This window comes from Corynebacterium poyangense, assembly GCF_014522205.1.
In the GTDB taxonomy this organism is placed as follows: domain Bacteria; phylum Actinomycetota; class Actinomycetes; order Mycobacteriales; family Mycobacteriaceae; genus Corynebacterium; species Corynebacterium poyangense.
The window spans coordinates 299,796-324,800 of the sequence record NZ_CP046884.1 but is presented as its reverse complement, the minus strand read 5'-3'; the positions used below and the strand labels follow the sequence as shown (position 1 = coordinate 324,800).

Annotated in this window: 25 protein-coding genes and 1 tRNA gene; 12 read left to right on the top strand and 14 right to left on the bottom strand. The window is 54.9% G+C overall.

What is annotated here, in order from left to right; translation table 11 throughout:
- Positions 1 to 35 precede the first annotated feature (35 nt).
- From GP475_RS01535 to ssd, 4 genes are read right to left on the bottom strand one after another with little or no spacing between them, the layout of a single operon-like run.
- Positions 36 to 638, bottom strand: coding sequence for a type II secretion system F family protein (locus tag GP475_RS01535; protein ID WP_262485216.1), 603 nt, complete (start codon positions 636 to 638; stop codon positions 36 to 38).
- Positions 635 to 1,450 carry a type II secretion system F family protein gene (locus tag GP475_RS01530; RefSeq protein ID WP_187974911.1) on the bottom strand — a complete coding sequence of 272 codons (816 nt, stop codon included), beginning with the start codon at positions 1,448 to 1,450 and terminating at the stop codon, positions 635 to 637. Before GP475_RS01530 ends, GP475_RS01535 begins: the two co-directional genes overlap by 4 nt.
- A complete protein-coding gene (locus GP475_RS01525) occupies positions 1,447 to 2,595 on the bottom strand; it encodes a TadA family conjugal transfer-associated ATPase (RefSeq protein WP_187974910.1) in 1,149 nt (382 codons plus the stop codon). Before GP475_RS01525 ends, GP475_RS01530 begins: the two co-directional genes overlap by 4 nt.
- Positions 2,592 to 3,686 (bottom strand): septum site-determining protein Ssd, encoded by a 1,095-nt coding sequence (gene ssd / locus GP475_RS01520; RefSeq protein ID WP_187974909.1) that lies wholly within the window; start codon positions 3,684 to 3,686, stop codon positions 2,592 to 2,594. Before ssd ends, GP475_RS01525 begins: the two co-directional genes overlap by 4 nt.
- A 398-nt stretch (positions 3,687 to 4,084) precedes the next feature.
- Between ssd and GP475_RS01515 the strand changes: the two genes are divergently transcribed.
- The 4 genes from GP475_RS01515 to GP475_RS01500 all read left to right on the top strand — a co-directional run bounded on the left by GP475_RS01515 (position 4,085) and on the right by GP475_RS01500 (position 7,362).
- Positions 4,085 to 4,873 (top strand): HAD family hydrolase, encoded by a 789-nt coding sequence (locus GP475_RS01515; RefSeq protein WP_187974908.1) that lies wholly within the window; start codon positions 4,085 to 4,087, stop codon positions 4,871 to 4,873.
- A 236-nt stretch (positions 4,874 to 5,109) separates the two neighbouring features.
- Positions 5,110 to 5,616, top strand: coding sequence for a phage holin family protein (locus tag GP475_RS01510; protein ID WP_187974907.1), 507 nt, complete (start codon positions 5,110 to 5,112; stop codon positions 5,614 to 5,616).
- 47 nt (positions 5,617 to 5,663) lie between these two features.
- Positions 5,664 to 6,476: an alpha/beta fold hydrolase gene (locus tag GP475_RS01505; protein WP_187974906.1), complete on the top strand. Its 813-nt coding sequence runs from the start codon at positions 5,664 to 5,666 to the stop codon at positions 6,474 to 6,476.
- A gap of 160 nt (positions 6,477 to 6,636) precedes the next feature.
- Entirely contained in the window at positions 6,637 to 7,362 is a 726-nt protein-coding gene (locus tag GP475_RS01500; RefSeq protein ID WP_187974905.1) for a trypsin-like serine protease, read from the top strand.
- A gap of 110 nt (positions 7,363 to 7,472) precedes the next feature.
- Here GP475_RS01500 and GP475_RS01495 read toward each other — a convergent pair whose 3' ends face one another.
- The 4 genes from GP475_RS01495 to nth are packed head-to-tail and all read right to left on the bottom strand — an operon-like array spanning position 7,473 to position 10,886.
- Positions 7,473 to 8,675, bottom strand: coding sequence for a MarP family serine protease (locus tag GP475_RS01495; RefSeq protein WP_187974904.1), 1,203 nt, complete (start codon positions 8,673 to 8,675; stop codon positions 7,473 to 7,475).
- Positions 8,672 to 9,424, bottom strand: a complete 753-nt coding sequence (locus GP475_RS01490; protein ID WP_224400255.1) for an NUDIX hydrolase — start codon at positions 9,422 to 9,424, stop codon at positions 8,672 to 8,674. Before GP475_RS01490 ends, GP475_RS01495 begins: the two co-directional genes overlap by 4 nt.
- A gap of 10 nt (positions 9,425 to 9,434) precedes the next feature.
- Positions 9,435 to 10,031, bottom strand: coding sequence for a TlpA family protein disulfide reductase (locus GP475_RS01485; RefSeq protein WP_187974903.1), 597 nt, complete (start codon positions 10,029 to 10,031; stop codon positions 9,435 to 9,437).
- The gene (gene nth, locus GP475_RS01480; protein ID WP_187974902.1) at positions 10,032 to 10,886 is read right to left on the bottom strand and encodes an endonuclease III; all 855 of its coding nucleotides are present in this window, start codon (positions 10,884 to 10,886) and stop codon (positions 10,032 to 10,034) included.
- Between the two features lie 331 nt (positions 10,887 to 11,217).
- On the opposite strand from nth, the gene glxR reads away from it, so the two are divergent.
- On the top strand, positions 11,218 to 11,901 hold the full coding sequence (gene glxR, locus GP475_RS01475) for a CRP-like cAMP-activated global transcriptional regulator GlxR (protein WP_187974901.1): 684 nt from the start codon (positions 11,218 to 11,220) through the stop codon (positions 11,899 to 11,901).
- 110 nt (positions 11,902 to 12,011) lie between these two features.
- Here glxR and GP475_RS01470 read toward each other — a convergent pair whose 3' ends face one another.
- From GP475_RS01470 to GP475_RS01455, 4 genes are all read right to left on the bottom strand, one after another.
- Positions 12,012 to 12,836 carry an MBL fold metallo-hydrolase gene (locus GP475_RS01470; RefSeq protein WP_187974900.1) on the bottom strand — a complete coding sequence of 275 codons (825 nt, stop codon included), beginning with the start codon at positions 12,834 to 12,836 and terminating at the stop codon, positions 12,012 to 12,014.
- Positions 12,837 to 12,907: 71 nt separating this feature from the next.
- Positions 12,908 to 13,375 (bottom strand): RidA family protein, encoded by a 468-nt coding sequence (locus GP475_RS01465; RefSeq protein WP_224400253.1) that lies wholly within the window; start codon positions 13,373 to 13,375, stop codon positions 12,908 to 12,910.
- Between the two features lies 1 nt (position 13,376).
- Positions 13,377 to 13,532, bottom strand: a complete 156-nt coding sequence (locus GP475_RS01460; RefSeq protein ID WP_187974899.1) for a DUF4177 domain-containing protein — start codon at positions 13,530 to 13,532, stop codon at positions 13,377 to 13,379.
- Between the two features lie 10 nt (positions 13,533 to 13,542).
- Positions 13,543 to 13,851, bottom strand: coding sequence for a WhiB family transcriptional regulator (locus GP475_RS01455; RefSeq protein ID WP_187974898.1), 309 nt, complete (start codon positions 13,849 to 13,851; stop codon positions 13,543 to 13,545).
- 149 nt (positions 13,852 to 14,000) lie between these two features.
- Between GP475_RS01455 and GP475_RS01450 the strand changes: the two genes are divergently transcribed.
- A complete protein-coding gene (locus tag GP475_RS01450; RefSeq protein ID WP_262485215.1) occupies positions 14,001 to 16,361 on the top strand; it encodes a transglycosylase domain-containing protein in 2,361 nt (786 codons plus the stop codon).
- A gap of 12 nt (positions 16,362 to 16,373) precedes the next feature.
- Here GP475_RS01450 and GP475_RS01445 read toward each other — a convergent pair whose 3' ends face one another.
- Entirely contained in the window at positions 16,374 to 16,832 is a 459-nt protein-coding gene (locus GP475_RS01445) for a GatB/YqeY domain-containing protein (RefSeq protein ID WP_187974897.1), read from the bottom strand.
- Between the two features lie 77 nt (positions 16,833 to 16,909).
- Between GP475_RS01445 and GP475_RS01440 the strand changes: the two genes are divergently transcribed.
- The 3 genes from GP475_RS01440 to GP475_RS01430 all read left to right on the top strand — a co-directional run bounded on the left by GP475_RS01440 (position 16,910) and on the right by GP475_RS01430 (position 18,478).
- The gene (locus GP475_RS01440) at positions 16,910 to 17,872 is read left to right on the top strand and encodes a metallophosphoesterase (protein WP_187974896.1); all 963 of its coding nucleotides are present in this window, start codon (positions 16,910 to 16,912) and stop codon (positions 17,870 to 17,872) included.
- 52 nt (positions 17,873 to 17,924) lie between these two features.
- A tRNA-Pro gene (locus GP475_RS01435) sits at positions 17,925 to 18,001 on the top strand.
- 87 nt (positions 18,002 to 18,088) lie between these two features.
- Positions 18,089 to 18,478: a hypothetical protein gene (locus GP475_RS01430; protein ID WP_187974895.1), complete on the top strand. Its 390-nt coding sequence runs from the start codon at positions 18,089 to 18,091 to the stop codon at positions 18,476 to 18,478.
- Between the two features lie 66 nt (positions 18,479 to 18,544).
- Here the strand turns inward: GP475_RS01430 and GP475_RS01425 are convergent, their stop codons facing one another.
- Complete coding sequence (locus GP475_RS01425; protein WP_187974894.1) at positions 18,545 to 20,044, bottom strand: hypothetical protein; 1,500 nt, start codon at positions 20,042 to 20,044, stop codon at positions 18,545 to 18,547.
- A gap of 125 nt (positions 20,045 to 20,169) precedes the next feature.
- On the opposite strand from GP475_RS01425, the gene GP475_RS01420 reads away from it, so the two are divergent.
- The 3 genes from GP475_RS01420 to GP475_RS01410 are packed head-to-tail and all read left to right on the top strand — an operon-like array spanning position 20,170 to position 25,003.
- Positions 20,170 to 23,067, top strand: coding sequence for a DUF4040 family protein (locus GP475_RS01420; RefSeq protein ID WP_187974893.1), 2,898 nt, complete (start codon positions 20,170 to 20,172; stop codon positions 23,065 to 23,067).
- Positions 23,064 to 23,480, top strand: coding sequence for a cation:proton antiporter subunit C (locus GP475_RS01415; protein ID WP_187974892.1), 417 nt, complete (start codon positions 23,064 to 23,066; stop codon positions 23,478 to 23,480). Before GP475_RS01420 ends, GP475_RS01415 begins: the two co-directional genes overlap by 4 nt.
- A complete protein-coding gene (locus tag GP475_RS01410) occupies positions 23,480 to 25,003 on the top strand; it encodes a monovalent cation/H+ antiporter subunit D family protein (protein WP_187974891.1) in 1,524 nt (507 codons plus the stop codon). The genes GP475_RS01415 and GP475_RS01410 overlap by 1 nt, the downstream gene beginning before the upstream one ends.
- The last annotated feature ends 2 nt before the right edge of the window (positions 25,004 to 25,005 follow it).

The window sequence follows — 25,005 nt, the reverse complement described above, 5'->3', positions numbered from 1 at the left end:
CCATGTGGTTAGTGTTGTACTGGGTATCGTTTCTGTTAAAAAATGCTGCTCGCCAGGCTAATTACTACTGGCGCCAGCCCAAGCAATAAAAAGGCCGGGAGAAAACACAACGCTAGGGGTAGAGCGATAAAGACCCCGGCTCGTTCAGCAGCGGCCGTGGCACGGCTTGAAGTTTCCGAGCGGACGTTGCTAGCTATTCGTTCACATCCTTCGGCTACTCCCGCACCGGATCGATGCGACGTGCGGCTAAGTCCAGCCAATTCCCCGAGTCCGGGAAGATCCTGCATACCTGCCCACGCCTTATCTGGACTCACTCCGATCTCCAATAGGGAAGCAATTGTTGACCAGTATTTCTTGGTATCCTCGCCGGCAGCTGCAGCAACAATTGCAGCCGCATTGGCCGTAGATAGCCCAGCCCGTGTGCACGCAGCGAACAGGTCAATATCTGCGGCACCAGCGAGTAAGAGTCCACTAGTAGCTGTGTTTTTCTTTCGCCTCCACCGCCATGACCAATTTCTGGATTTTGGTCCATCACGGGGCCAGTTATCTGGGTGAATCCGCTGCCGTGGTGGAGGAAGCGGAATAATCACAGCTAACCCTGCGGCTAAAAGCGCACACGCAATATAGTAACTATTCACAATCCGCCCCTTGCTTTTGTGATTATCAAGTGTGACCAGCACAATCCTGCGGATACCAACGTCACACCAGAAAGCAGGAGCAGTCCTCCTAGTCCTCCGCCGAAGAGAAACTCCACGGGATGTGCCCCCATCGTGGCCCCCAGAGCTATTCCGGCAAGGGGCAGCAGACTTAGGATCACCGCAGTAGCCTGGGGACCTTGAAGTGATGCGCTTGTAGACCGGTGATGTTGTTCTTGGGCATCTATTCTGCGCTGTGCTTGTTCCAAGATGGCACCCAACGGGATCCCATGCTGTTGAGCACTAGCCCATAGTTGACCGAGGTGTGCCAATTCTGGGAAGGTTGTCCCACTGTCTTGTAGAACTGTACTGCCAGATCCACCCGCCTGCGCCCGTGCCGCTGCTACCTGGATGACAGAATGAAGTTGAGCACCCACCCCAGATTCTGGAATCACTCCGGATCGCAGAACATCAAAAAGAGCCTGGTCAATTGGTGTTCCGGCTTTGAGGTCTGCGACCACGTGGCTGAGTAATAGTGCTACTAGTTGCCTGCGCCGCCGGGATTGATTGAGTTCTCGGCGTTGAGTCACTAGCCACCCAACACTAAGTATGAGTACCGCCATAGCCACGACAGTGGTGATATGTCCGCTCAAGAGGACTGCACTTACCGCTAACCCCACGAGAATTAATTGAACCCCGGTAAATATTCTCGTGCGTCGCTGATGACTAGCCAACGCTAACCTGTTTAACGGTGCTGCGGGAATGTGTAGCAGAACCGCCCCCATCACTAATGCACTGATAATTGCCGCACTCACCCCGTCAACCCCCTGATAAATTCTGCGAATCCTGATCGTTCTCCGTGCCGGTCATCCCATAACACAGTTGCCGTGATTGGATTGCCCGAGAGCTGGCCAATTTGATGGAGACGTCGACCCTCTGGCCCTTTCCGCATGACCAAGACAATCTGCAGCGCAGCCGCCATTTGAGAGTGCAAGGCAGTTCTGTCCATGCCTCCCAGCGCGGCGAGAGCTTCCATCCGAGCAGGAATTTCCGCCAATGAATTAGCATGTACCGTCCCAGCCCCGCCATCGTGCCCGGTATTTAAAGCCGCGAGGAGATCAACGACCTCAGCCCCTCTGATTTCTCCAATCACAATCCGATCAGGTCGCATCCTTAAAGACTGACGGAGAAGGTCAGACAGCGTGATTTCTCCTCGACCCTCAATGTTCTTTGCCCGAGATACCAAGGACACAACGTGAGGATGGTGCGGTTGTAATTCCGCCGTATCCTCAATACAAATGATTCTTTCCCGTTCCGAAACTTCGGAAAGTAAAGCCGAAAGAAGCGTAGTTTTCCCACTTCCCGTCCCACCGGTGACCAGAAACGCCCGACGTTGTCTCACGATCTGGCGCAGAATCTCTGCCACTTCGGTGGGCATTGTTCCGCTCTCAACCAACCGCGACAGTGTGTCGGTGGCTTGATGTAAAACCCTTAAACTCAAACAGGTGTAGTTCTCAGCCGGAGGTGAAAGCAACGCATGAACGCGAATATGGGTGCCGTCATCTCGATGAAGCCGGCCATCGGCGAAAGGTTGCGCGTCGTCTAATCGCCTCCCACACGCCAAGGTGAGTCGAACAGCGAGTTGACGCACTTCGGCATCATTCTTGAAAGCTATTCGAGAGCGTTCCAACCCCTGCCCTCGGTCAAAAAACACATCTTTCGGCCCGTTGACTACGATGTCCGTAATTCCTGGTATCCCCAATAGTGGTTCTAGAGCACCGATCCCGGTCGAGTCATGGCGGAGTCTTCTCAGTAGATTAAGGACTTCTGCATCACTAATCAGCCCGGCTTCCTCTCGCACCAGTTGAGCAAGCTCCTCCGGCTTGAGCGGTTGCACGTTTTCTGCCAGCCTGCGATGCACTCGTTCTACAATCGCCTCGATAGTGTTGCCCCTCGTCATGCTGTCCTCCCCGGTTCAGCAATGATCTGGCGAGTAATGTTGTCGAAGCTTTTCCACCGTCGCCCCTCTAATCCCTGAAGTTCGGCGCACTTCGCCATCCTCGGGATAGTGCCTACTTCCCCAAGCACTGAACATTGCAGAATCGTTTCGATCTCACCGATGTCAAGGCCAGACCACCCGCGATGCCGTACCACCACTTCGATGGGGGAATTCCAACCGTGGGTGCGCAACCGGTTTACACGTCGAGCGGCTGCCGATACTGCCCGTATTTCAGCTGGCACCACCATCAGTAAACGATCACATACCCCGGAGAACTCCGAAATCTCGGCTGCCTGGAAAAGCATGTGCCCAGGTAAATCCACAATGCTAAGACCAGGGCCTACCGATAAATCTCGCAACGCCGCCGCGATGACCTCTGCTGAAAGCTCCGGTTCCTGGGCAAGAGTGCTGCGGGTTGCTGACAACACAGCCACGCCACTGCCGGTATGAGGTAATGCGCGACGCAATTCCTCAGCGCTGAGTCTCCCATACCCGAAATTGATGTCTGGCCAGCGCACACCTGGTTCTTGTTCAATCCCGCACAGTAGATCGATACCGCCGGAATTAACATCACCATCAACCAAGGTCACCGGTTCCTCATAGGTGCCAGCAGCCCTCAAAGCACATCCCACAGCTAAGGTGCTGGCCCCGGCCCCACCACACGCCCCGGTGATTGCTAATACGTGACCCCGACTTCGCCCAGGAGCTAAACCCGTTCCTCCCTGAGGAAGGTCCGCCCGTCCTAATTCAGCTAAAAGCTCGGTTGCTTGAGCGGGGATCACAAAGGCATGTTGGGCCTGGGAATCTACCACACTGCGCCAGTTCATGGGCCCTGGATCAGCGGCAAGAAAATAAACACCAGCTCGGCGAGGCAAACTTCCCACATGGCGCGCCGGGGTTTCGTCAACTAAGACCGCGTCGACCTTGTTGAAATATCGGGAAATCTCCCGGGGATCAGTGGTGTCAATAACATTCCTGCCGGTAGCAGCAGCAATGTGGACAGCTTCGGGGTGAAGCGTCGGGTCGGTCACTGCAACAAGAATGCTATTCATGGGCTTAGTATCGCCGCGTGGCGAAAAAATTCTGGCCCTTTTTCTTAACACTGTGGAAAAGCCGACTTTTTGTTGCGCTGTCAACGAAATGCTGGGGAAAACGTCGCTACCTCTGATAGTTCCTCAGCCAGGGGAACCAATCCCTCCCGCGGCTTACCTCGCACAGCGCACCGTGAGTGGCCTGAAACCCAGGAGAAATGCAGAAAATATAGGTGACGGCCCGCGCCTCGGGGGGGGTGCGCGCGGGCCGTCGGTAACCCGGCCTCGGGGGGCGAGCCGGGGCGGGCCACACACGATAGAATATCGGGGCCCTGCGGTTGCGATTATGGCATAGCGCCCCGGAAAATTACAAGTCTCCTCCCTAAAAACTGAAGGAAATTTTCACTAAACTTTGAGAGGTGACTTCCGGAGCCGCATTTTTTGACCTGGATAAAACCATTATCGCGACATCTTCCGCACACACCTTGGGTCGCGAGTTACTTAACAATGGCTTACTCTCGCGCGGTTCTGCCTTACACCTTGCCTTCGCCCAGCTTTCCTATCTTTTTTCCACCCACAGCGCAGAGCAAATGGAATCCGCGAAAGAAAGACTATCCACTATTATCTCTGGGCTTGAAGTTTCCGAAGTTCACAGAGTTGCCGAAGAGACAATGCATAGCGTCTTAACCCCTCGTATCTATGCCGAAGCCAGGCAATTAATTAAAGAGCATCAAGACCGGGGAGAAGATGTCATTATTGTCTCCGCCTCCATCCCTGATCTGGTGTCAGTGATAGCCAGTGAATTAGGCGTGGTCGATGTCATTGGCAGCAAACTAGAAGTCAAAGATGGTTGCTATACCGGCAACGTTCCTTTTTATTGCACCGGACCACACAAGGCGATGGCTATCACCAATCTTGCCCTTGAGCGCGGCTATGACTTATCCCGCAGCTACGCCTATTCAGATGCACTGGCAGATCTTCCCATGTTGGAGCTGGTTTCTCACCCTGTAGCGGTGAACCCAGACCGAGGTTTACGTCGAGTTGCTAGCGAACGCGACTGGGAGATTCTCTCCTTTCGTAATCCAGTACCGCTTATTACCCCTCCCTCCTCTCGCGACGTTGGAATTACTACCGGGATAGCGCTCTCCCTCGCGAGTTTGGCTGCCGGAGTTTGGTGGTATCAGCGCAGCCGCAATATCCCCAGTTAAGTATCGCTATGACTACCCCCAGATGCGGGGAACTTACGACAAACTCAGCCCTGCGCCTCATTGATATACCGGTCCTCCTCATTTTCTTCCTCCCCCCGCATAGACTCCCCCTCAGTCATCCCTTAGACTCAGCATGTTTACTAGGATAATTTTGCTGCTATGGGTCACTGAGTCACGCTCACCCCATCTATGGCAACATTGGGACTATCTGAACGCCTTCGGAGGAATGAGCAAACGTGAATAATCAAAACGGTCTCTTCACTGACGGAAGCGGGGATTTCTCCGCCCAAGTGAACTCGATCCCGCTCAGCGACGTCGACACTACAACCCCGGGTGAGGGTTCCATTGGCACGCTCATCAGCAACGCCACCAGCCAAATGTCCACTCTTTTCCGTTCTGAGCTGGAACTCGCGAAAACTGAGTTAGCTCAAGAAGCGAAGAAAGGCGCCGTCGGCGGCGGTCTCTTCGGCGTCGCCGGAGTCATTGCCCTGTATTCCACCTTCTTCTTTTTCTTCTTCATCGCCGCTTTACTGCACTTGTGGCTACCCCTATGGGCCAGCTTCCTCATCGTTTTCGCAGTGATGATCGCCCTCGCTGCGTGCCTGGCGCTCTTCGGCTACCGCAAAGTGAAGAAGATGGGTAAACCGGAAAAGACCGTGGAATCTGTCTCTGAGCTCAAAAACCTCGTTCCAGGTAAAGCTCAAAAGAAGTTAGAAGCTAAGAATCAAGGCTTGTACTCCTGAGTCTCTCTCCGGATCCCTTTCGCCATGATATGGTGCACACCCGCGGTGTGCGCCTTCATGCTGCTACCGCAGGTAGTGCCGATCAACCCCTGATCCTGCTCCTCCACGGAGCATTCGGAGGCTGGTTTGACTGGCGAGACGTCATTTCGCCGCTTGCTGATTCTGGCTACCAGGTAGCTGCCGTGGATATGCGCGGCTTTGGCTATTCAGACCACCCGGCCGGCACCTTTGGCTATGATCTTCGCGGCGCGGTTGGTGACATCACCGGGGTTATTCGCAGCCTGGGGCATAGTTCCGCCACCATCATCGGAGAAGGCTCTGGTGCCGCTGTGGCCTGGGGTTTGGCTGCTAAATCTCCCCAGCTAGTCAATAATCTCATTGCCATTGGCGCGGTCCACCCCACTGATTTTCGACGTCATCTGTTCAGCCGACCGTGGTCTTATCGCCCCGTCCCTGGTTCCCTTTGTCCTACTTTGTGGCGTCATGGTTCACCGTCAGAAAAGGCGTATCGACGCAACCTTGCCGCCTGTACCCACCCCCAGTTTCATAACAGTTACCGGTTTGAGGAGTGCCTCCAGCTGCGGGTATCTGAGATTGCTCCGTCCCGCCCTAAACCGGCTACTCGCCAGAGTCTCCAACTACTCAGTAACTCGGTTCCCAATGAAAAATACCGAGCCGCTGTCACCTCCCCGACAGTGCTTATTCACCCTGGCGGGGCTGCTTGGGCTGATATGGAAGCACGAAGCCGACGTCGAGTGCGCAATCGTTTCCAGGCGGTCCAGATTCCTGGCACCAAACTTCTACCCCACCTTGAAGATCCGGGAGCCTTTTTAGACGCCACTCTCCCTGCGCTGAACTAACTCTTTCTCCGCTGATCATCTGCCAAAGAAAAAAGGACTGTTTTTTAGCCCTGGTACACCTATCTTTTTCTCAAGATATCTTCATTTGAACATCAGATTTTTTCTTATTAGCGTGGCTTAAAGTACGTGTTCTTGAATGCTCCTACGAAGGGAAGAGCTAATGAAGAAACTCTTAAGCCTTGGCGCTGCGGCGGTGGTCCTCAGTATGCCCATTTCAGCTCATGCCGCCACCCACGCTGGCGACTCTTTACTCCTCGACACCGGAAACGGCAGCGGTTACGCCTGCACTTTGGCGTACACCACTACCACAAACACCGGTGAGACCTGGGGAGTTACCGCCGCGCATTGTTTTGGCGATAGCAATATCACTCAGGTGCGCACTAGCGATGGAACTGTGCTAGCCGATCAGGCCGAGTTATCCCGGATGAAGCTCTATTCCGAGCCTACGGTTTATGACTCTTTCCAACCGGTTCTCACCGATGTTGCTATGTTCCCAATCAAACCAGGAGTAGAGGTAGATAGCTCCTCCATCTATTCTCGTCTGGAAAATAACAGCATCGCTCCCCTGATCGCGAACACCCCACTGGTCAACGCTCTTAACAATCCCTTAGCTCTGGGTGAACCATTGATGTTGAATCAGAACATGGTGGGACAATTTGTCTGCAAAGAGGGCTCAGCCACCGGACGAACCTGCGGAATTATCACCGGGGTTAATGTGCAGTCTGGAGAGGTTTATGCTCTTATTCCAGCCATTGAGGGCGATTCTGGCGGACCGTTGCATCTCTTAGGTGGTGACGGCAAGCGTCACATCATCGGAACCCTGTCCGGTGGTACTCCGGTGCTCTACAACGGTTTCGATTCCCCGCTGACCTATCCTCAGCCCTAAACCACCAACATCAAGGTTGGGGTTAGCTACTCACGGTAGCTAACCCCTGTTTTCTCAGTCGGGTAGGGTAGGTGCCACAGTTCTTGTAGCACGGTCCGACAACACCGTACCTAGTGTTGAGCGCTCAGGACGCACTGTCCGGTAGCCACGGGAGCGGTGAGGGCATTAAGATCCCCTATTTGGCGGAGTACTTCCGCCCGGGTGATGGCGTACCCGGTATCGCTGTTATCAACCGCAGCCCCAAAGACCACCCCAATTACTTCTCCATCGCTATTAATGACCGGCCCGCCTGAGTTTCCTTGGCGCACAGATCCACGCAGGGTATATGCTTCACGCTCTACTCTTCCTTGGGCGTAAATATCCGGCCCAGCAATCATGAGTTTTTCCCGAACCCGAGCAGGAGACACAGAGAACGGCCCAGATTCCGGGAACCCTAGAACCAAAGCATCATCCCCTGTCTGTGCGGGTTCTTCAGCCCAGGGTAAGGCGGGCAAATCTAAATTCGGCGCATAGAGTACCGCTAAATCCACCTCAGGGTTGTAATACACTACCTGGGCTTGTTCCACCCCATGCACAGTATCCAGGTTCACCCGGTTCGTTCCGGCAACGACGTGAGCATTGGTAATGACGTGATGAGGGCTAGCTACAAAACCAGAACCCATCAGGCGTCGCGAACACATCTCGGCATCACCCATCACGTGAATCACGCTCGGGCGAACAGTATTGACGACCGGGGAGTGCACAATTTGCTGATCTGGGGGATCTACTTCTGCTCCGGCATGCTGCTGATATACCCCCATAATTGGCGGCAAACCAGATTCACTCAGCATCGCAGAAATCCGATCCGGAAGATTATGAAAACGTTCCGGCACTGCTTTGTCTGTTGCAGCTAGAATCTTTGATCCCTGGATCCCCGAGGAGATGTCCCCGCCAGCGCTCATTGCTAAGGGATGAGCCACCAACCACGCCACAAGCAGGGTGGCTACTGGCTGCAAAATACCGCCAACAAGAGAATCTATCGAACGCACCGGGGTTTTCCCGAGAGCATTTCGCAGCCATGCCCCAAGGGTCGTGCCAATCAGGTTCCCTAGCGCTACTAGCAGCACAATCAGACCCAGGGCAAAAAGTATTCGCAAACTCGTTGAGGCTACTTTTTCCATGACAAAAGGTGCAAGCATCGCCGCACCTACCAGCCCGCTGATTACCCCTACTGTGGAGAAGATCGACGTCACCGCCCCCATCCGCCATCCTGCGAAAAGGGTGATGATCACCGCAATGAGGAGTATCAAGTCAATAATTAGGCTAGCTGTCACGCCTGTGTCTCTCCGCCTCGAGTTTGTGGTTGCGATTCCTCATTATTGCGCGAAACTGCGAGAAGCTCATTGAGATCATAGATCGTGTCGCGATCCCATTCCTCTTCCCAGCCGCCGCTGGCTATTAAACCAGCTAATAGCGCGCCAGTAAATCCCCACACCAGGTAGCCGTGCGACCAAAAGGCAGGACCTATCCATGGATCCCCGGTCGACGGCATCCGACGCCCAACCATCACGCGGTTACTGGGGTCTACGAGGTCAGCAAAGCCGGCGTGGAACACCTCATCGGTTTCTGCTGGGCTCGCCGCCCACACCGGGCTGGGGGCGTGCCACCAGGCCATGATGGGGCTGACGGCAGCCCCGACGTGGGTATGCGCGTCGGGGAGTTGGGCGAAAGGAGTAATACCGTGACGATGAACCCCGGTTTCCTCCCATGCCTCTCGCAAAGCGGTATCAATTTCATCTCGATCTTCGGGATCCATGCGCCCCCCGGGGAAAGCTACTTGACCTGGATGGGTGCGCATTCGCGGGGAGCGGTGAGTCAAAAGAACACTAGCGTCGCGGTGCTCTTGGCCATTAAGCAGAATCAATATGGCTGAACGTTGCCGGGGTCGATGCTCGGCCCGGCGTCGAGCCTCTTCTTGAGAAATCAATCCAGGCGTCGGCGGTGCAGAGTCTTCTATTCTCCTCTTAAGCTCATGCACCCACCCCGGCATGTGGTCCCACACTAACCGAAATTCATCTTTCATTGGACCATCCTTAAGACAGCACGGAGTCTATTGCCTTATCTAGTTCTTCCTCGGAGTGAAACACCTGTGGAAACATCCCCACTTGGTGGCCGTCGCGAAAAACTAGGGTGATGGGAACAACTTTAGGTAATCCCAGTTTGAGGGCTAACTGTTGGGCTCCGTCTTGGAAGCTTGCTAAGGAGGTGCCTAAGTCATTTAGCATATCCGCACCTGCGTCGCCCGCACTATCAACATGAACACCTACGACCGTGTACTCCGGGTGGTGGTCGGCATAACTACTAAGAAGGGGGATCTCTTCTCGACATGGCGCACACCACCACGCCCAGAGATTCACCACTACCATGTGTTTCTGCGCTACCGGCTGGCGGTGTCCTCCTAAGCACTCCAAAGACGTTCCGGCTAGGTCAATATCCGGGCAGTCAGGGCGAGATCCTGGTGGTGCAGCTATCTCACTATGCGTAGTGGGTGATGTCGAGCTGTCGTCCGGGTTCGCGGTGGGAGTGGGGGTAGAGTCATCCGAGCTACGCAACATCATCGGTACGGTGAGCAAAACCACAACGCTGATCACTATGACCCCCAGAATGGACCATCGGATTTCTGGTCTCATTTACTCCTCCAGTCCCGCTAATTGCGCCAAGGTTTCGATATTGTCGCCTTTCAGCAGAGCTTCGGCAGCGGCGGGGTCAGTGGGGCCAGCTGCCCCAAAGCTAGGACAATCTGCAGCTAAGAGGCACGCCCCGCAAGCAGCTCGCCGAGAATGACAGACTCGCCTGCCGTGAAAAATCAGCCGATGGGAAAACATGGTCCACTCGGATTTGTCGATGAGCGCCGCCACGTCCTCCTCGACCCGGCGAGGATCGTGGGAATCGCTCAGCATTAGTCGCCGCGCCAACCTCCCGAAGTGAGTATCTACTGTTAATCCGGGTATCCCAAAAGCGTTTCCTCGCACCACATGAGCGGTTTTTGCACCCACCCCAGGAAGCGCTACCAAGGCTGAGAACTCGGCCGGCACCTCTCCCCCGTGCTCAGCCACGAGATGTTCACTAAGGGCCACCAGGTTGGCGGCCTTGGTTTTAAAGAATCCTGTGCTTCGGATAATTTCTGCCACCTCAGCCGGGTTCGCCTGAGCCATCGCCGCCGGATCCGGATAGCGCTGAAATAGGTGCGGAGTTACCTGGTTCACCCGGACGTCAGTGCACTGGGCGGATAACACCGTAGCAACCAGTAGCTCAAAGGGAGTCCGGAAATTGAGCTCGCAATGAGCATCCGGATGGGCTACCTGCAAGGTGCGGTTTATTCTTCGCGCCCGCCGCTTTAAGGCCAAGGGGGTTTCCTTGGCTCGCGCTGCTGGGTGGCTACCTGGAGTAGGGCGGGTAGCTGGAGTGGTCCGACGCGTCAGTGTCCCCACCCGGTGAGCAAGTGCACCAGAACTAACAGAACTCGCAGGCTGGTATGTGGGCATAGCCACTATCCTAACGCGCAGCATTTCCCGCAGATACTATGGCGCAGGAATATATCTCACTACACCCTAAAGTGTCTGAAAAACTACCTAAGGGGTGTCGGGAAATACCCCCACCCCCTCACCAACCGGACTTTGAGTGACAATTTCACTTTTGAGATGCGGAAGTGATCAATTACACGCTACAGTGGTCGTGGACACAGTGATATAAGCTACGTGCATGTGCGACATACCGGTACAACCTCCCTTGGGGGGTTCGGGTTCAAATCACTACCAGTTTTCAGTCCACCGGAATCTCGTAACATGCTGATGTGCTCGACGTTAGGAGTTTTTCGTGGAAGGTGTGAAGGAGATCCTTTCCCGCGCAGGAATTTTCCAAGGTGTTGACTCAGTTGCGGTAGATAACCTCATCACCGAGATGGAAACGGTTCGGTTCCCACGTGGTACTACCATTTTCGATGAAGGCGAACCCGGAGACCGGCTCTACATCATCACCTCGGGCAAGGTGAAACTAGCACGCCACGCCCCGGATGGTCGGGAAAATCTGTTGTCTATCATGGGCCCCTCGGACATGTTTGGCGAATTGTCTATTTTCGATCCAGGCCCGCGCACCTCCTCCGCGATCTGCGTCACCGAGGTCCATGCAGCAACCATGAATTCGGAAATGCTGCGTAATTGGATTGATCAGCATCCAGAGATTTCCCAACAGTTGCTTCGGGTATTGGCTCGACGCCTGCGCCGCACCAACGCTAACCTTGCAGACTTAATTTTCACCGACGTCCCCGGCCGAGTAGCGAAAACCTTGTTGCAATTAGCGAATCGTTTTGGTTCCCAGGAAGGAGCCGCGCTTCGGGTTAACCATGACTTGACCCAGGAGGAAATCGCTCAGCTGGTGGGGGCTTCTCGCGAAACTGTGAACAAGGCCTTGGCTACTTTTGCCCACCGCGGGTGGATTCGCCTAGAAGGGAAATCCGTTCTCATTGTCGATACCGAGCATTTAGCTCGCCGGGCCCGCTAGCCGGGTATCGGGGGAGGAATAGAGTTTTTAACTGCACTACAACACCGGCCCTGTCTCGTTCGATTACCTCGCGAGACAGGGCCGGTGCTATGAAGCCACCTTTTTGTTTTTTAGGAAGCAGCTTCTCCCTGATGCTCTAAATAGCGCAAAGCAACTCTGGTGGATTGCTCAGCAGCACCACGCAGAACCGGATCTACGTCGTCATACATCAAGTCAATGAGCTCTTGAAGCTCAATATCCTTGCCGTGCTTTTCCCAAGCATCTTGGATTTGCTGCAGACGATATTCCCGTCGGTCAATATATTTCCGGGCAAAGGCAGATACGTCTTTGCCGTCTGGCCCATGACCTGGCAATAGTGGAATACCTTGCCCCCGGTCTTCCAACATATGCAAGGAGTGAAGATAATCCCCTAAGTCTCCATCAGTCTCAGAAATCATGGTGGTGTGCCGTCCCGCAATGGTATCGCCAGTAGCAATACCTTCCAGGGTGGATTCCCCTGGCACTCCAGACCAGATAAAGAAACACACACAATCACGAGTATGTCCGGGGGTGTGGACCACTTCAATCTGCGGCGTCACCCCGTCCACCTGAATAATCTCCCCATCCTTCAGGGGTTCTCCCCCATAGCAATGAGTGGGGTCAAAAGCTCGAACCGGTGCTCCGGTGAGCTGCCGAAAACGATGCGCCGCATCGGCATGATCATGATGTCGGTGAGTCAGTAGAATCAGCCCCACCTTCTCAGCCTTGGAGTTCAAGACGTTAAGGTGACCTTCATCTTCCGGGCCGGGATCAATAACAATGCTGCACTCATCCTCGGGCGCGCGGACCACCCAGGAATTTGTGCCCTCTAAGGAGGCGTAACCAGGGTTAGGGCAAAGAACAACGGCCACGGAATCAGTCACTGGCCGGAGTTGACTATAGGCGGGATGCTCCATGAGCTCTACTTTAGCCTTCCTGACTTAAAGATAAGGATTTTTCTCCCGTGCGGGGGTGGCAGTACCCACCTTTAGGACACCTCTACTACTAGCTCAATCTCCACCGGAGAGTTTAACGGCAACTCGGCAACCCCTACTGCACTACGAACATGGTCCCCAGCGGAACCAAAAATTTCTCGCATCAGTTCTGAGGCGCCGTTCACCACAGCGGGTTGTCCGCTAAATCCGTCGACTGAGTTGACGTAGCCGACAATTTTGAGCACTCGGGTGACGTTGTCTAGTCCCACGCAACTATGTACCGCCGCAAGAGCGTTAAGTGCCGCTTGTTTAGCAAGGTCATAGGCATGATCGGGGGTGACGTCCTGGCCTACCTTTCCGGTGGCGGGAAGCTCCCCAGAGGCAAAGGGTAGCTGACCGGAGGTCCACACTTGGTTACCTACGTGGATAGCTGGCACGTAGGCGGCTACCGGGGCGGCAACCTCGGGCAGTTCTAGCCCGAGCTCGGCTAGTTGTTGCAGTGGAGTGTGCTGTTGGCTCACGCTATTCCACCTCTCGTTTCATAAAAGCCACTAAGTTTTCCGGGTTAGGTCCGGGGGTGACGGTAACCAGTTCCCAACCGTCTTCTCCCCAGGTGTCCAGGATTTGCTTCGTAGCGTGGGTTAATAACGGCACCGTGGCATATTCCCATTTCTTCATGGGCACTACTTTACGTGTCTGTCGCAGAAAGAGCCTCGGAGATCTTGCCGCCGCGGGCAAAGAACTCGGCCCAGGAAGAAATATTCGGATACCGGCGAAGCAATAATCTGCGTTGCCGTTCCGTCAATCCTCCCCAAACTCCATACTCAATCCGGTTATCGAGGGCATCAGCTCGGCATTCTTGGATCACCGGGCAGCTATCACAAATACGCGCCGCCCCTTTTTGCGCTGCCCCCCGGACGAAAAGAGCATCAGGGTTAGTGTGACGACAGCGCGCCTGATCAGCCCAGTGTTCGATAAATATTGTTGGGGTGGTCATACCCGCTCCAGGTTCTCGTCGGACATAAAAAATATAGAGCTCTTGGAATTCATGCTCGACACCACAAATAGCACATTTAGTATTCTACATCACATTATGGGGGTAGGTTGGAGTTCCCTCAGGGCGGTCAAGTTTGTAAGCTAACTAGCGTGTCTGTAGCAACCTCCTTGAAAAATTTGCTGCTGGCGATGCTAGCCGCAACGTTGGTTCTTACCCTTGCCTTGGTTCCGTTTGCGGGTGCCTCGGCGGTGGCAATTAGCCGTACGAGCGAAACCATGCAGTCTAATCTTGCCGATATGACGGATGGTTCAGCACCGGGGGTAAGCACTATTACGGATACCGATGGAAATCCGATTGCTTGGATTTATGCCCAGCGTCGTTACCCGGTGAAGGCGGATCAAATTCCCCAATCTGCCAAGGACGCCATTGTTGCCATTGAGGACAGGCGATTCTATGAGCATGATGGCGTGGATTTGCAAGGAACGGCGAGAGCTATGCTCACCAATATTGTCAGTGGAGGAATTGCGCAGGGGGCGTCGACTCTTGATCAGCAGTACGTGAAGAATTATTTGCTTCTCGTCAGTGCCGATGACCCGGAATCCCAAGCGGCGGCTGTTGAGACATCCATTCCGCGGAAATTGCGGGAAATGCGGATGGCTTCTGACCTGGACAAAATTCTCAGCAAAGATGAGATTGTGACGCGCTACCTCAACCTGGTTCCCTTTGGAAACGGGGCTTTTGGCATTGAGGCGGCGGCACGTACCTACTTTGGGAAGTCCGCTGCGGAATTAACCGTTCCGCAGTCGGCGATGTTAGCCGGAATGGTGCAATCTTCTTCCGCGCTTAACCCTTATACCAACCCGGAGGGTGTTACCCAGCGTCGCAACACTGTGCTCGACGCCATGGTGGATGCTGGATACCTTGACCAGGACCAGGCCCAGGAGTTTAAGGCTGAAGAACTCGGGGTGCTGCCGGAGCCTCAGGGCTTACCTAATGGGTGTATTAGCGCGGGTGACCGGGGGTTCTTCTGTGATTATGCGCTGACTTATTTGGAGCAAAAAGGCCTAAGTAAAGAGCAACTCCTCAAGGGTGGCTACACCATTCGCACCACCTTGGAACCGCATATCCAAGATGCGGCCCATCAAGCCGTGAGCCAAAATGTTAGCCCCACTCAGCCAGGTATTGCCGAGGTTACCAATGTTATTGAGCCGGGTTCAGATTCTCGGAAGATTCGCGCTATGGCGTCGTCTCGAAATTATGGGCTTAATCCCGATAACGCAGAAACGGTTCTGCCGCAACCTACCTCGATGGTAGGAAATGGTGCTGGCTCTGTCTTTAAGGTGTTTACTGCTGCGGCTGCTCTGGAAAAAGGCATTGGGTTAGACACCATGCTGAATGTGCCGCCGCGTTATGAGGCGACGGGGATGGGATCCGGAGGTGCTCAGAATTGCCCCGCAAATACCTATTGCGTGGAAAACTCGGGCAGCTATAAATCCCGGATGACTCTCACCGACGCATTGGCCCAATCCCCTAATACCCCCTTCGTGCAAATGATCCAGCAGGTAGGGGTGCCAGCGGTGGTGGATCTTTCCGTCAAGCTGGGGTTGCGTTCCTATGCTAACCCCGGCACCTGGGATGCCGATTATTCCATCGCGGACTATATGAAGAAAGCTAATTTAGGGTCATACACCTTAGGCCCTACCGCAGTTAATCCCTTGGAGCTTTCCAATGTGGGAGCCACATTAGCCTCGGGCGGAAAATGGTGTGAGCCTAACCCCATCGAGTCAGTTACTGACGCCTCCGGCCAAGAAGTGGCTCTTGACCGCCCACAATGCGAACAAGCAGTCAGCGAGGACGTAGCCCAGGCCCTGACCGCCGGGTTGAGTAAGGATTACTCCACGGGAACCGCTAAGGAAGCTGCCCAAGCGGCAGGATGGAAAACTCCCATAGCCTCTAAAACCGGCACCACCGAATCACACCAATCGGCCGCGTTCTTGGGCTACAACTCTGGTTTCGCCGCCGCCACCTATATCTACAATGACGGAACATCCACCGCTCCTCTGTGTACCGGCCCCGCCCGGCAGTGTTCTTCCGGCACCATGTTCGGAGGAATGGAGCCGGCTCGCACTTGGTTTGCCATGGCGCAACAAGTGCCCGCTGCGGTCAACGGTGGAATTGGTGGGCATAATCCCAGCTTTAACTTGGGCGCTAACCAAAACAGCATCAACGCCGTAGTTGGGATGTCCGAAGCAGATGCTACCCGCACCCTCCAGGAGCAGGGATTCCGCGTCACTACCCGGATGGTGTTTGGGAATGGAACCCCGCGCGGCACGGTCATGAACGCAGCATCGGCCGATGGTGGCCCCCTCACCCGCGATAACCCAGTTGTGTTAGAAGTCTCCGACGGCCGCAGCCGTCGCCCTGACCCTAACTTGGGTCAGCCCGTGCCAGACATCCAAACCCAAATTGATCAACTCACCCGGGATCTACGAAACACCCTGGGCTTCTAATCTGCTGTCTACTTAAGCCTGCAAGGCAGCTTTAACCGCTGCGGAGAGTCGTTTCCCATCAACTCTCCCAGCGGCTTTTTCTTGGGCAGACCTCATGACCTTCCCCATGTCTTTCATGCTGTAGCTGTCCCCACACTCGGTGGCCACTACTTCAGCGACTAGCTGTTCTACCTCTTTGTCAGTTAATTGTTCGGGCTGGTATTGGCCTAAGATCTCTGCTTCAGCCTCTTCCTGATCGGCAAGATCATCGCGGTTGTTGCTCCGATACACCTCCGCAGACTCCCGACGTTTCTTTATCTCCCGAGCCACAACCGCCAGGAACTCCGCCTCACTGAGTTCATGTTGTTCCCCGCTTGTTTCCTCATAAATAATTGCGGACAGTAACATCCGCAAAGTAGCGGTCCGGGTTTCTTCCCGGGCTTTCATCGCTTGGGCTAGATCAGCTTGAATTCTCTTCTTGACCTCACTCATAGTGCCTCAGACTACCCTTTTAGCTGCCCAACTCTCTATAGAATCTGTCCTCATTCCACACCGAAGGTAGGGTAGGAATGGTGAATTCAACGATCCGGAAAATTCTCGCTATCACCTCCACCACGGGTGCTGTTGGCGCCGCCGGTGGCCTAGCCCTAGCCGCCTGGGGGTGGTCTGAGCTTCGTAAATTCCAACTCCATGAATACACCGTGCCGCTGCTAGAACCAGGGACGTTGGGGATTGGAAAACTGGGCGGCGGGGCGTCGGGCCGAAAAAATGATTTCCGGATTTTGCATATCAGTGATCTTCATATGATTCCGGGGCAGCAAACTAAAATTGAGTGGGTTTCTCAGTTGGCGGATACGAAACCCGATTTAGTAATCAATACTGGCGATAACCTCTCGCATCTCAAGGCCGTCCCGGAGGTGCTGCGTGCCCTTGGGCCTTTGCTCCGGGTGCCGGGGTTCTTTGTATTCGGCACTAACGATTATTTTGCGCCCCGGCCCGTGAACCCTTTTGGTTATCTTCTTGCCAAGAAACGGAAAGTCAGCAAGGTGGAGTTGCCGTGGCAAGGGATGCGCGCCGCTTTTCTGGAACACGGCTGGTTGGATGCCACGCATACCCGCCGTGAGATAAAAGTGGGACCGGTGAAGTTGGCGGTGACCGGCGTGGATGATCCACACCATGATCTTGATGACTATTCCAGGGTTGCTGGCCCTCCGAATGAACGCGCTGACCTTGCTCTTGCCCTGAGCCACGCGCCAGAACCACGCGTTCTTGATCAATTTGCCGCAGATGGTTACCACCTTACCTTGTGTGGCCACACCCACGGCGGGCAGCTGTGTCTACCCGGCGGGAGGGCAATAGTCACCAATTGTGGTATTGACCGGGAACGGGCATCGGGTTTGCATCGCTGGAAGAACATGTATCTGCACGTTTCTAATGGTTTGGGAACCTCTCGGTTTGTCCCTTTCCGGCTGTTTTGCCGCCCCTCGGCGACCTTGCTGCATATCGTGGAAAAACCGGCTTATCCCAGTTGAGCTGCGGTTTTGCGTTAGCCAGGCGGGGTGGACTAAGGTTTATCCAGTGCCACGGGATATGGCGCAGCTTGGTAGCGCGCCTCGTTCGGGACGAGGAGGTCGCAGGTTCAAATCCTGTTATCCCGACCATGAACTCAAAAACGGCGGCAGGTCTTAGTTACCTGTCGCCGTTTTCTTATTCCTTCCTCATGAATATCTTTAACTTATCATGGTGCTATGCGCCACATTTCCGCCCCCGCACCTCTGCTCTCTTTTACTGCCGCTGCCCTCGCGGCAATTGTGTGGGAATCTCTCAGCGAGTGGCTGCTTCCTGAACCGAACTTGGCCTACACCTCAGGTGTCGTGTCCTTTTTTATCTCCCTCGGCATAAGCAGTCTTTTCGTCGGGCTTGCCGCCAGCCTCCCCGGTGGTCGCTGGTTCTTCAGCACCGTAGCTGCCGTTGCGGGCTACATCCTCGTAATGCTCGTTTCTTTAACCTGGTGGGTCTATCACTCTCCGCCTGATGGTCAAACAGCCATGGCCTACGCGTACGTGGTTGTCATTCTGGCGCCCGTGCAATTTCTCTTGGGTTCAGCGGTGTTCTTTATTGTTCGTGCATTAAAATAGCCCCCCATGTCCCTGGGGGGCTGGTGCGCGTCATGGTTTCCGTCGGGTGGGGAGATGAACTAGTTTTTACGCTCCGGCGGCGTGGCGCCCTACCGAGGCGCTATCCCATTCCCGATAATCCTCAATCTCTTTTTTAGAGCTCAAGAACACAATCGCTCCGGCGATAATAGATAGCACCACTAATAGGCCAAGGGATAGCACGATAGCGTTCACACTGCCTTGATTCCCGGCGCTAGAAATAGCCATGGTGGTGTAGTTCATGGGCATGAGGTTGGCGATGACATTCCATACTCCGTGTCCCTCTGAGTTAAGTGAGTTCGCCCATACATAGCCCACTACAGCTACTTCAGCTAGGAGAACCAGGGCTGCACCCACGGCTGCTCCGCGCGCCCCTAGTAATCGAATAGCTACCTGGGTCAACAGCATGGCCGTGCTCAGCCCCAGGGCGCATCCGACGCCGGCAAGAAGCAATTCCCCTACACCGAGATTGCCGCCCAAAATCGCGCAGAGGACAACCCCGATGAGGACGAGAGCTACTCCACCGAGTCCGCGTCGCACCCATTGTTGGCGCTTACTCAACCCTTCTGCCGCGGTCGTGATAAACGCCAGGCCTACACCACCAACACCCATAAGTACCGCAATCAGCAAGGCATGAACCGGGTTAAGCATGGGGCCCGGTTTTTCTCCGGCAGCCGCAGCTTCTTCTGCCGCCACGGTCGGGGTTATGGGCAGGGCTCGCTGAACTGCTTGAATTCGGCCCTGGTTCTGCCCAGCCATGTTTTGGACTTGTCCGGCCCCATCATCAATTTTATTCACGCCATCAACAGCTTGACCCACGCCATTTTGCAATTCCCCCAGCCCGCTAGCTAACTGCTGCGCACCTTTGGTGGCGGAATAAATTCCATCATGATAGGCGTACCCAGGAACATTCAGTTGGTTTGCTAATTCCCGAGATCCACTCTGCGCACGGTTAATTTGGGCCTTGGTGTTGTCATCAATCTGGAAATTTTGGATTTGCTCCCGGAATCCGGCTAATTCGTCCCGCATTTTCTTTGACCGCGGATCAATACTGGTTTTTAACTCTTCATCCGCTTGATCTACCGCGGTAAGCATTTGCCCCCGCAACGCCTCAAGTCCAGTAATCTGATTAACTATTTGATCAATCCCATTTGCTAATTCTGTTGCTCCTTGGCCTAATTGTCCGGTTCCAGCCTGGATTTCCACCATTCCCTGGCTTAATCGTTGGCTGCCATCAGCTGCCTGGTTAACCCCATCCCCGAGTTTTCCAGCGTTATCACGAAGCTGCTGGGTGCCATCTTTGAGTTGATCGGTACCCTTTTTCAGCAACCCAGCCTGGGTGTTTGCGCTTCCGGCAGCTTGCCGTGCGGATACCAGGGCGGCTGGATCTATACCGTTCATGGCAGGAGTTGCGGAGTCATCAACGGGAGCTCCGGAACCACTCCATGAGTTTGCTGGTTTTAGACCTAAAATAGCCCCCACTGCTAGGGGGATGATTAACGCCAGCGCTAGAAGAGCTGGAAATAGACGGGAACGCGCACTGTTCATAGAGAAAACGTACCTTGAAAAGAATTAATTTGATAGCAGGCACCCCGAATAAATATATCCCACTGGTAACATCGTTCACGTCATTTAGAGCAATTTCTACCCCATCCGTCGAGAGTGATTCGCCCGTGACTCTACTGATTGTGATCGCCCTCGCCGCGGCGGCGGTGGTGCTAGCTACTCCGGCTGTTCGTCTTTGGGACCGGCACGCCGGATGGCCCCTGGCAGGCTTATTCGTCGCCGGGGCGGTGCTTGTGGTTCGGGACTTTCCCCACGTCCCGCTCTCTTTCGAGCAGGTGTGGGTCAAAGACATCCTCGGCCCAGGTATCGATGTCTCCTTCGCGCTCCGCGGCGATGCCCTCAGTCTCTTCTTCGTTTTGCTTGCCTTAGGTATTGGCGCGGTAGTTTTCATTTACTCCGCCGCCTATCTTCCACCTAAACAGGGAAACACCAGCTTTTACTTGATCATGACGGCGTTCACGCTGTCGATTTTGCTGCTTGTTCTCGCCAATGACGTTATTGTGCTCTTCATCGCCTGGGAATTGGTGTCCATCGCTTCTTTCCTGCTCATTGCCCGTTCCGGTTCAGGTGGCGAGGCTGGCTCTCAACGCACCTTGGTTCTCACCTTCTTTGGCGGGTTAACTCTTTTAGCGGCTTTAAGCATCATGGCTGTCCAAGCCGGAAGCACTAATCTCCAAACCATCCTGAACGCTGATTTCTGGGCCCAAAAACCAGGGTTGACTGCGTTTATCGCTGTGCTCTTAGCTGTCTCGGCTTTCACTAAGTCCGCCCAGTTCCCGTTCCATTTCTGGTTGCCAGAGGCCATGGCTGCCGCCACCCCGGTGTCTGCGTTCCTTCACGCCGCCGCTGTGGTGAAAGCCGGAATCTACCTTCTTATGCGTTTTAGCTCGGTATTCCACGATGTTCCCGCGTGGAATTGGTTGCTCATTGTGGTGGGTATGTCCACTGCTCTTTTGAGTGCGTATTTCGCTATTCAAAAAACGGACCTGAAGAAACTCACCGCGTATTCTACGGTTTCCCATCTGGGGTGGATTGTCGCCACCATCGGCGTGGGTACTCCTTTCGCCCTGGCAGCCGCAGCTTTACACACCCTAGCCCATGCGCTTTTCAAGTCGTCTTTATTCATGTTGATTGGCGTTATAGACCACGAAGCCGGCTCCCGGGATGTCCGACGCCTCGGGCCGCTGTTTCGCCGTATGCCTTTCACCTTCGTCTCGGTCTGTATTGGCGCAGCGTCAATGGCAGCGGTTCCTCCGCTTCTGGGTTTTATCTCTAAAGAGGGGATGCTTACTGCCTTCTTACAGGCTCCGCTAGGTAACACCGCGGTCATCATGCTTCTCATCGCCGCAGCAGTCGGCGCAATCCTCACCTTCACCTATTCTGCCCGCCTGGTTTTCGGCGCATTTTTCGATGGCCCCCGGGATATGTCCGAGGTTCACGAAGCTCCCGTTTCGCTCTGGCTTCCGGCAGCACTTCCTGGCGTGCTCTCTCTCCCGGTTGCTTTCCTCGTCGCCTATTTAGACCGCCCTATCGAAGCAATTGTGGGTGCCATCGGAATGTCCGAGCATCTCCACTTCGGACTCTGGCACGGTATTAATCTGCCGCTGTTCGTTTCCCTCGTGGTTCTTGCCGTCGGTATTTTCGGGGTGCTGCATCGTCAAGGAATTTGGCAGGCCCTCGATGATCGAGAGCTCTTCCCCGGCTCCGGCAACCAGGCCCTAGCTCAATTCCAAAAGTCATTGAGCAAACTGGGCCGCGCCTTAGGCTGGATGGCTGATTCACTCAATCCCTCTCGTCATTTGCTGTGGCTTTGGCTTAGCCTTATCACCTTGGCAGGTGTTGCCATCATTATTCCTGGTCTCGATGGGGTTCCCGCGGCACCTAAGGTAAGCGGCTTAGATCAACCCATTGATTTAGCTGCCTTCGCTATCATCGCGCTCTCGGTGGTAGGGCTGGTTCGTACTCGCAATCGGCTTTCTGGGGTGGTTTTCCTCGGCACCGCCGGAGTGGGTGTCACCTTACAAATGTTGGTCTTAGGCGCACCCGATGTCGCCTTGGTGCAATTTCTCGTTGAGGCGTTAGTTGTCATCATCATGATGCTGGTCATCCGGCATCAACCCGCTACTTTCCAAAAGGTCACCGCCTCGCAAAAGCGCGGTGCTATCGTCGTCGCTCTCTTAGCAGGCGTGGCCACCTTCGCTGCGGTTTGGGGGCTCCTAGCCCGCCACGGTCGTTCTGAGCTGGGCATGTGGTTTGTCCACAACACTAAAGACATCGCTGGCGGTGAAAACGTCATCGCGGTCATCCTGGTTGAGTTCCGTGCTCTCGATACCTTAGGCGAGCTATCGGTATTAGGCATGGCGGCGGTGGTGATTGGCGCCATCATTCAGTCCATTCCACGAGGCCAATTTGTCCGCGGCACTCGCCCCCGCCCCTTCGGTCAATCCCGACTCAACGCTATTCCACTCCAAAAGGCTTTCACCCTGGTTACCCCGGTGCTCCTGGTATCTAGTGTGTTGATTTTCTGGCGCGGTCACAGTGATCCCGGCGGGGGTTTCACCGCAGCCTTAGTTGCCGGAGCGGCGATTATGTTGTCATACCTCACCGGTGGTAAAGATTCAGGGATTTTCCGACGCACCACCCCAGTCTGGTTAACCGGCATCGGAATTATCACTGCGGTATCAGCGGGCTTTATTGGCTTCCTGCGCGGTGGTTTTCTCTTTGCTATCCACGGCCATTTCTTAGGCCAACATCTCACCACGTCGTTAATTTTCGACGGCGGCATTTACCTAGCGGTTCTGGGAATGCTCACCATGGCTGTTAATGGTTTAGGCGGCTATACCCGTCCTGGTGCTGACGGCGTAGCAGCATTGGATTATCGACGCACCTACGGCCCGCTGCCAGCGACCCCGGATCTTCCCCAGAATCCAGATGCGGATCCGGACTTCCCAGAAGCAATTAATCCTGCTCACGAGGTGACGGAAGAACAGGAGGCAGCGCGGTGATTATTGCGTTAAGCATTAGTATCCTCGTCGCCGGCGGGGTGTACTTGATTTTGACCCGAGGCATGGTTCGTCTCATTCTTGGGATTGGCCTTATTAGCCATGCCGCAAATTTGCTCTTGCTTGCCACGGGGGTCGGGGCCTGGCGCGGGGAGCCTTTTATGGACCGCACCCCGGCAGCAGAAATAGCTGATCCTCTCCCCCAGGCGTTTGTTCTCACGGCCATCGTCATTTCCATGGCTGTAACCACCATCTTGCTCACTATGTCTGCGTTGGGCACCAATGATGACACTCAAGTTCCCGAACGCTTAGCCGAGGACGGCCCCTCTACCATTGACACGGCTGGGCGTCGGATAGAAAGAAAGGCCAGTTTGGCGCACCAGACTGCTAGTACTCACCGGGAGGTGCGCTCCTAATGGGTGTATTCCTGCCGCTTTTTGTTGCCATTCCCCTAATCTCCAGTGCCATCGCACTTCTTCTTCCGTGGCGGTTCCTCCGCGACGGCATCCACATCATCATCCCGCTCATCAGCATGGTGGCTGGAGGTTTCCTCTTTTCCTATACCGCCACCCACGGCGCTATCGCCCATAATGTTGGGCTATATGAAGGCGGAGTAGCTATTCCCTTCGCAGCGGATACGTTTTCCGCCATCATGATCATCAGCACCGGGCTCATAGCGGTGTGCGCTAACTGGTTTGCCACCATAGCCGGTGAAACATCCTCTCGCTATTATGCTTCCCTCACCCTCATGCTGGTCACCGGCGTCAACGGTGCTCTCCTCACCGCTGATCTTTTCAACTTCTTCGTCTTCATCGAGGTTATGCTGCTTCCCTCCTACGGGTTAATCGCCATGTCCGGAACCTGGTCCCGGCTAGCCGGTGGCCGCACCTTCGTTCTCGTCAATCTCTCCGCCTCCACGGTGCTCGTGGTTGGTGTGGGCTTGCTCTACGGCGTGGTCGGCACCGTCAACATCCCGGCGCTCGCCGGGGTGGGCGCCGGCCACGGCCCCGCAGTCCTAGCCCTCGGCGTGGTTGTTACCGCCATCGCCGCCAAAGCTGGCGTGTTTCCGCTCCACACTTGGCTTCCTCGCACCTACCCCGGTACCTCTGCTGCGGTGATGGGGTTATTCTCTGGCCTCCACACCAAAGTCGGTGTCTACATGTTGTTCCGCATCTACGTGGTGATTTTTGGGCTCGATCCACGCTGGAACTGGCTCATCATCACCATCATGGTGATCTCCATGCTCATTGGCGGTTTCGCCGGGTTAGCGGAAAACTCCATTCGCCGGGTCCTGGCTTATCAAATGGTCAATGGTATGCCCATGATCCTGGTGGTGCTCGCTTTCTGTACAGATCATCCCCAACGAGCTCTGGCAGCCGGTTTGCTTTACACCATTCACCACATGGTGACCGTGGGGTCCTTGGTTCTCGCCTCCGGCGCCATCGAAGAAACCTACGGCACTGGTCTTCTCAAGAAGCTCTCCGGCTTGGCCCGCAGAGACAAACTCCTCGCCACCATTTTTGCCGCCGGCGCATTTTCGGTGGTGGGCTTCCCACCGTTCTCCGGGCTGTGGGGCAAGGTCTATATCGTCATCAGCGTCGTCCGCCAAGAAAGCTCCGCCGCATGGCTAGTGATCTCAGTGATCATCGTTGCTTCCTTCGGCGCTCTGCTCAGTATGCTCCGGGTGTGGCGAAAAGTCTTCTGGGGCAAAGCCATAGGTGCAGATCGCTACCCGGAGTCCTTATCCATCCCCGGCGCGCTCATCGCCCCTAGCGGGGTCTTAATCCTCATCTCTCTAGCAATGTTCTTCTTAGCCGGCCCACTCATCAACTACACGTTGACAGCAACCGATGGGCTTCTCGACGTCGGAGATTACCAACATGCAGTCCTGGGTGATACTCCCGTCGGCGTACCCAATATCAGTGAGCTAGGACGGTAACA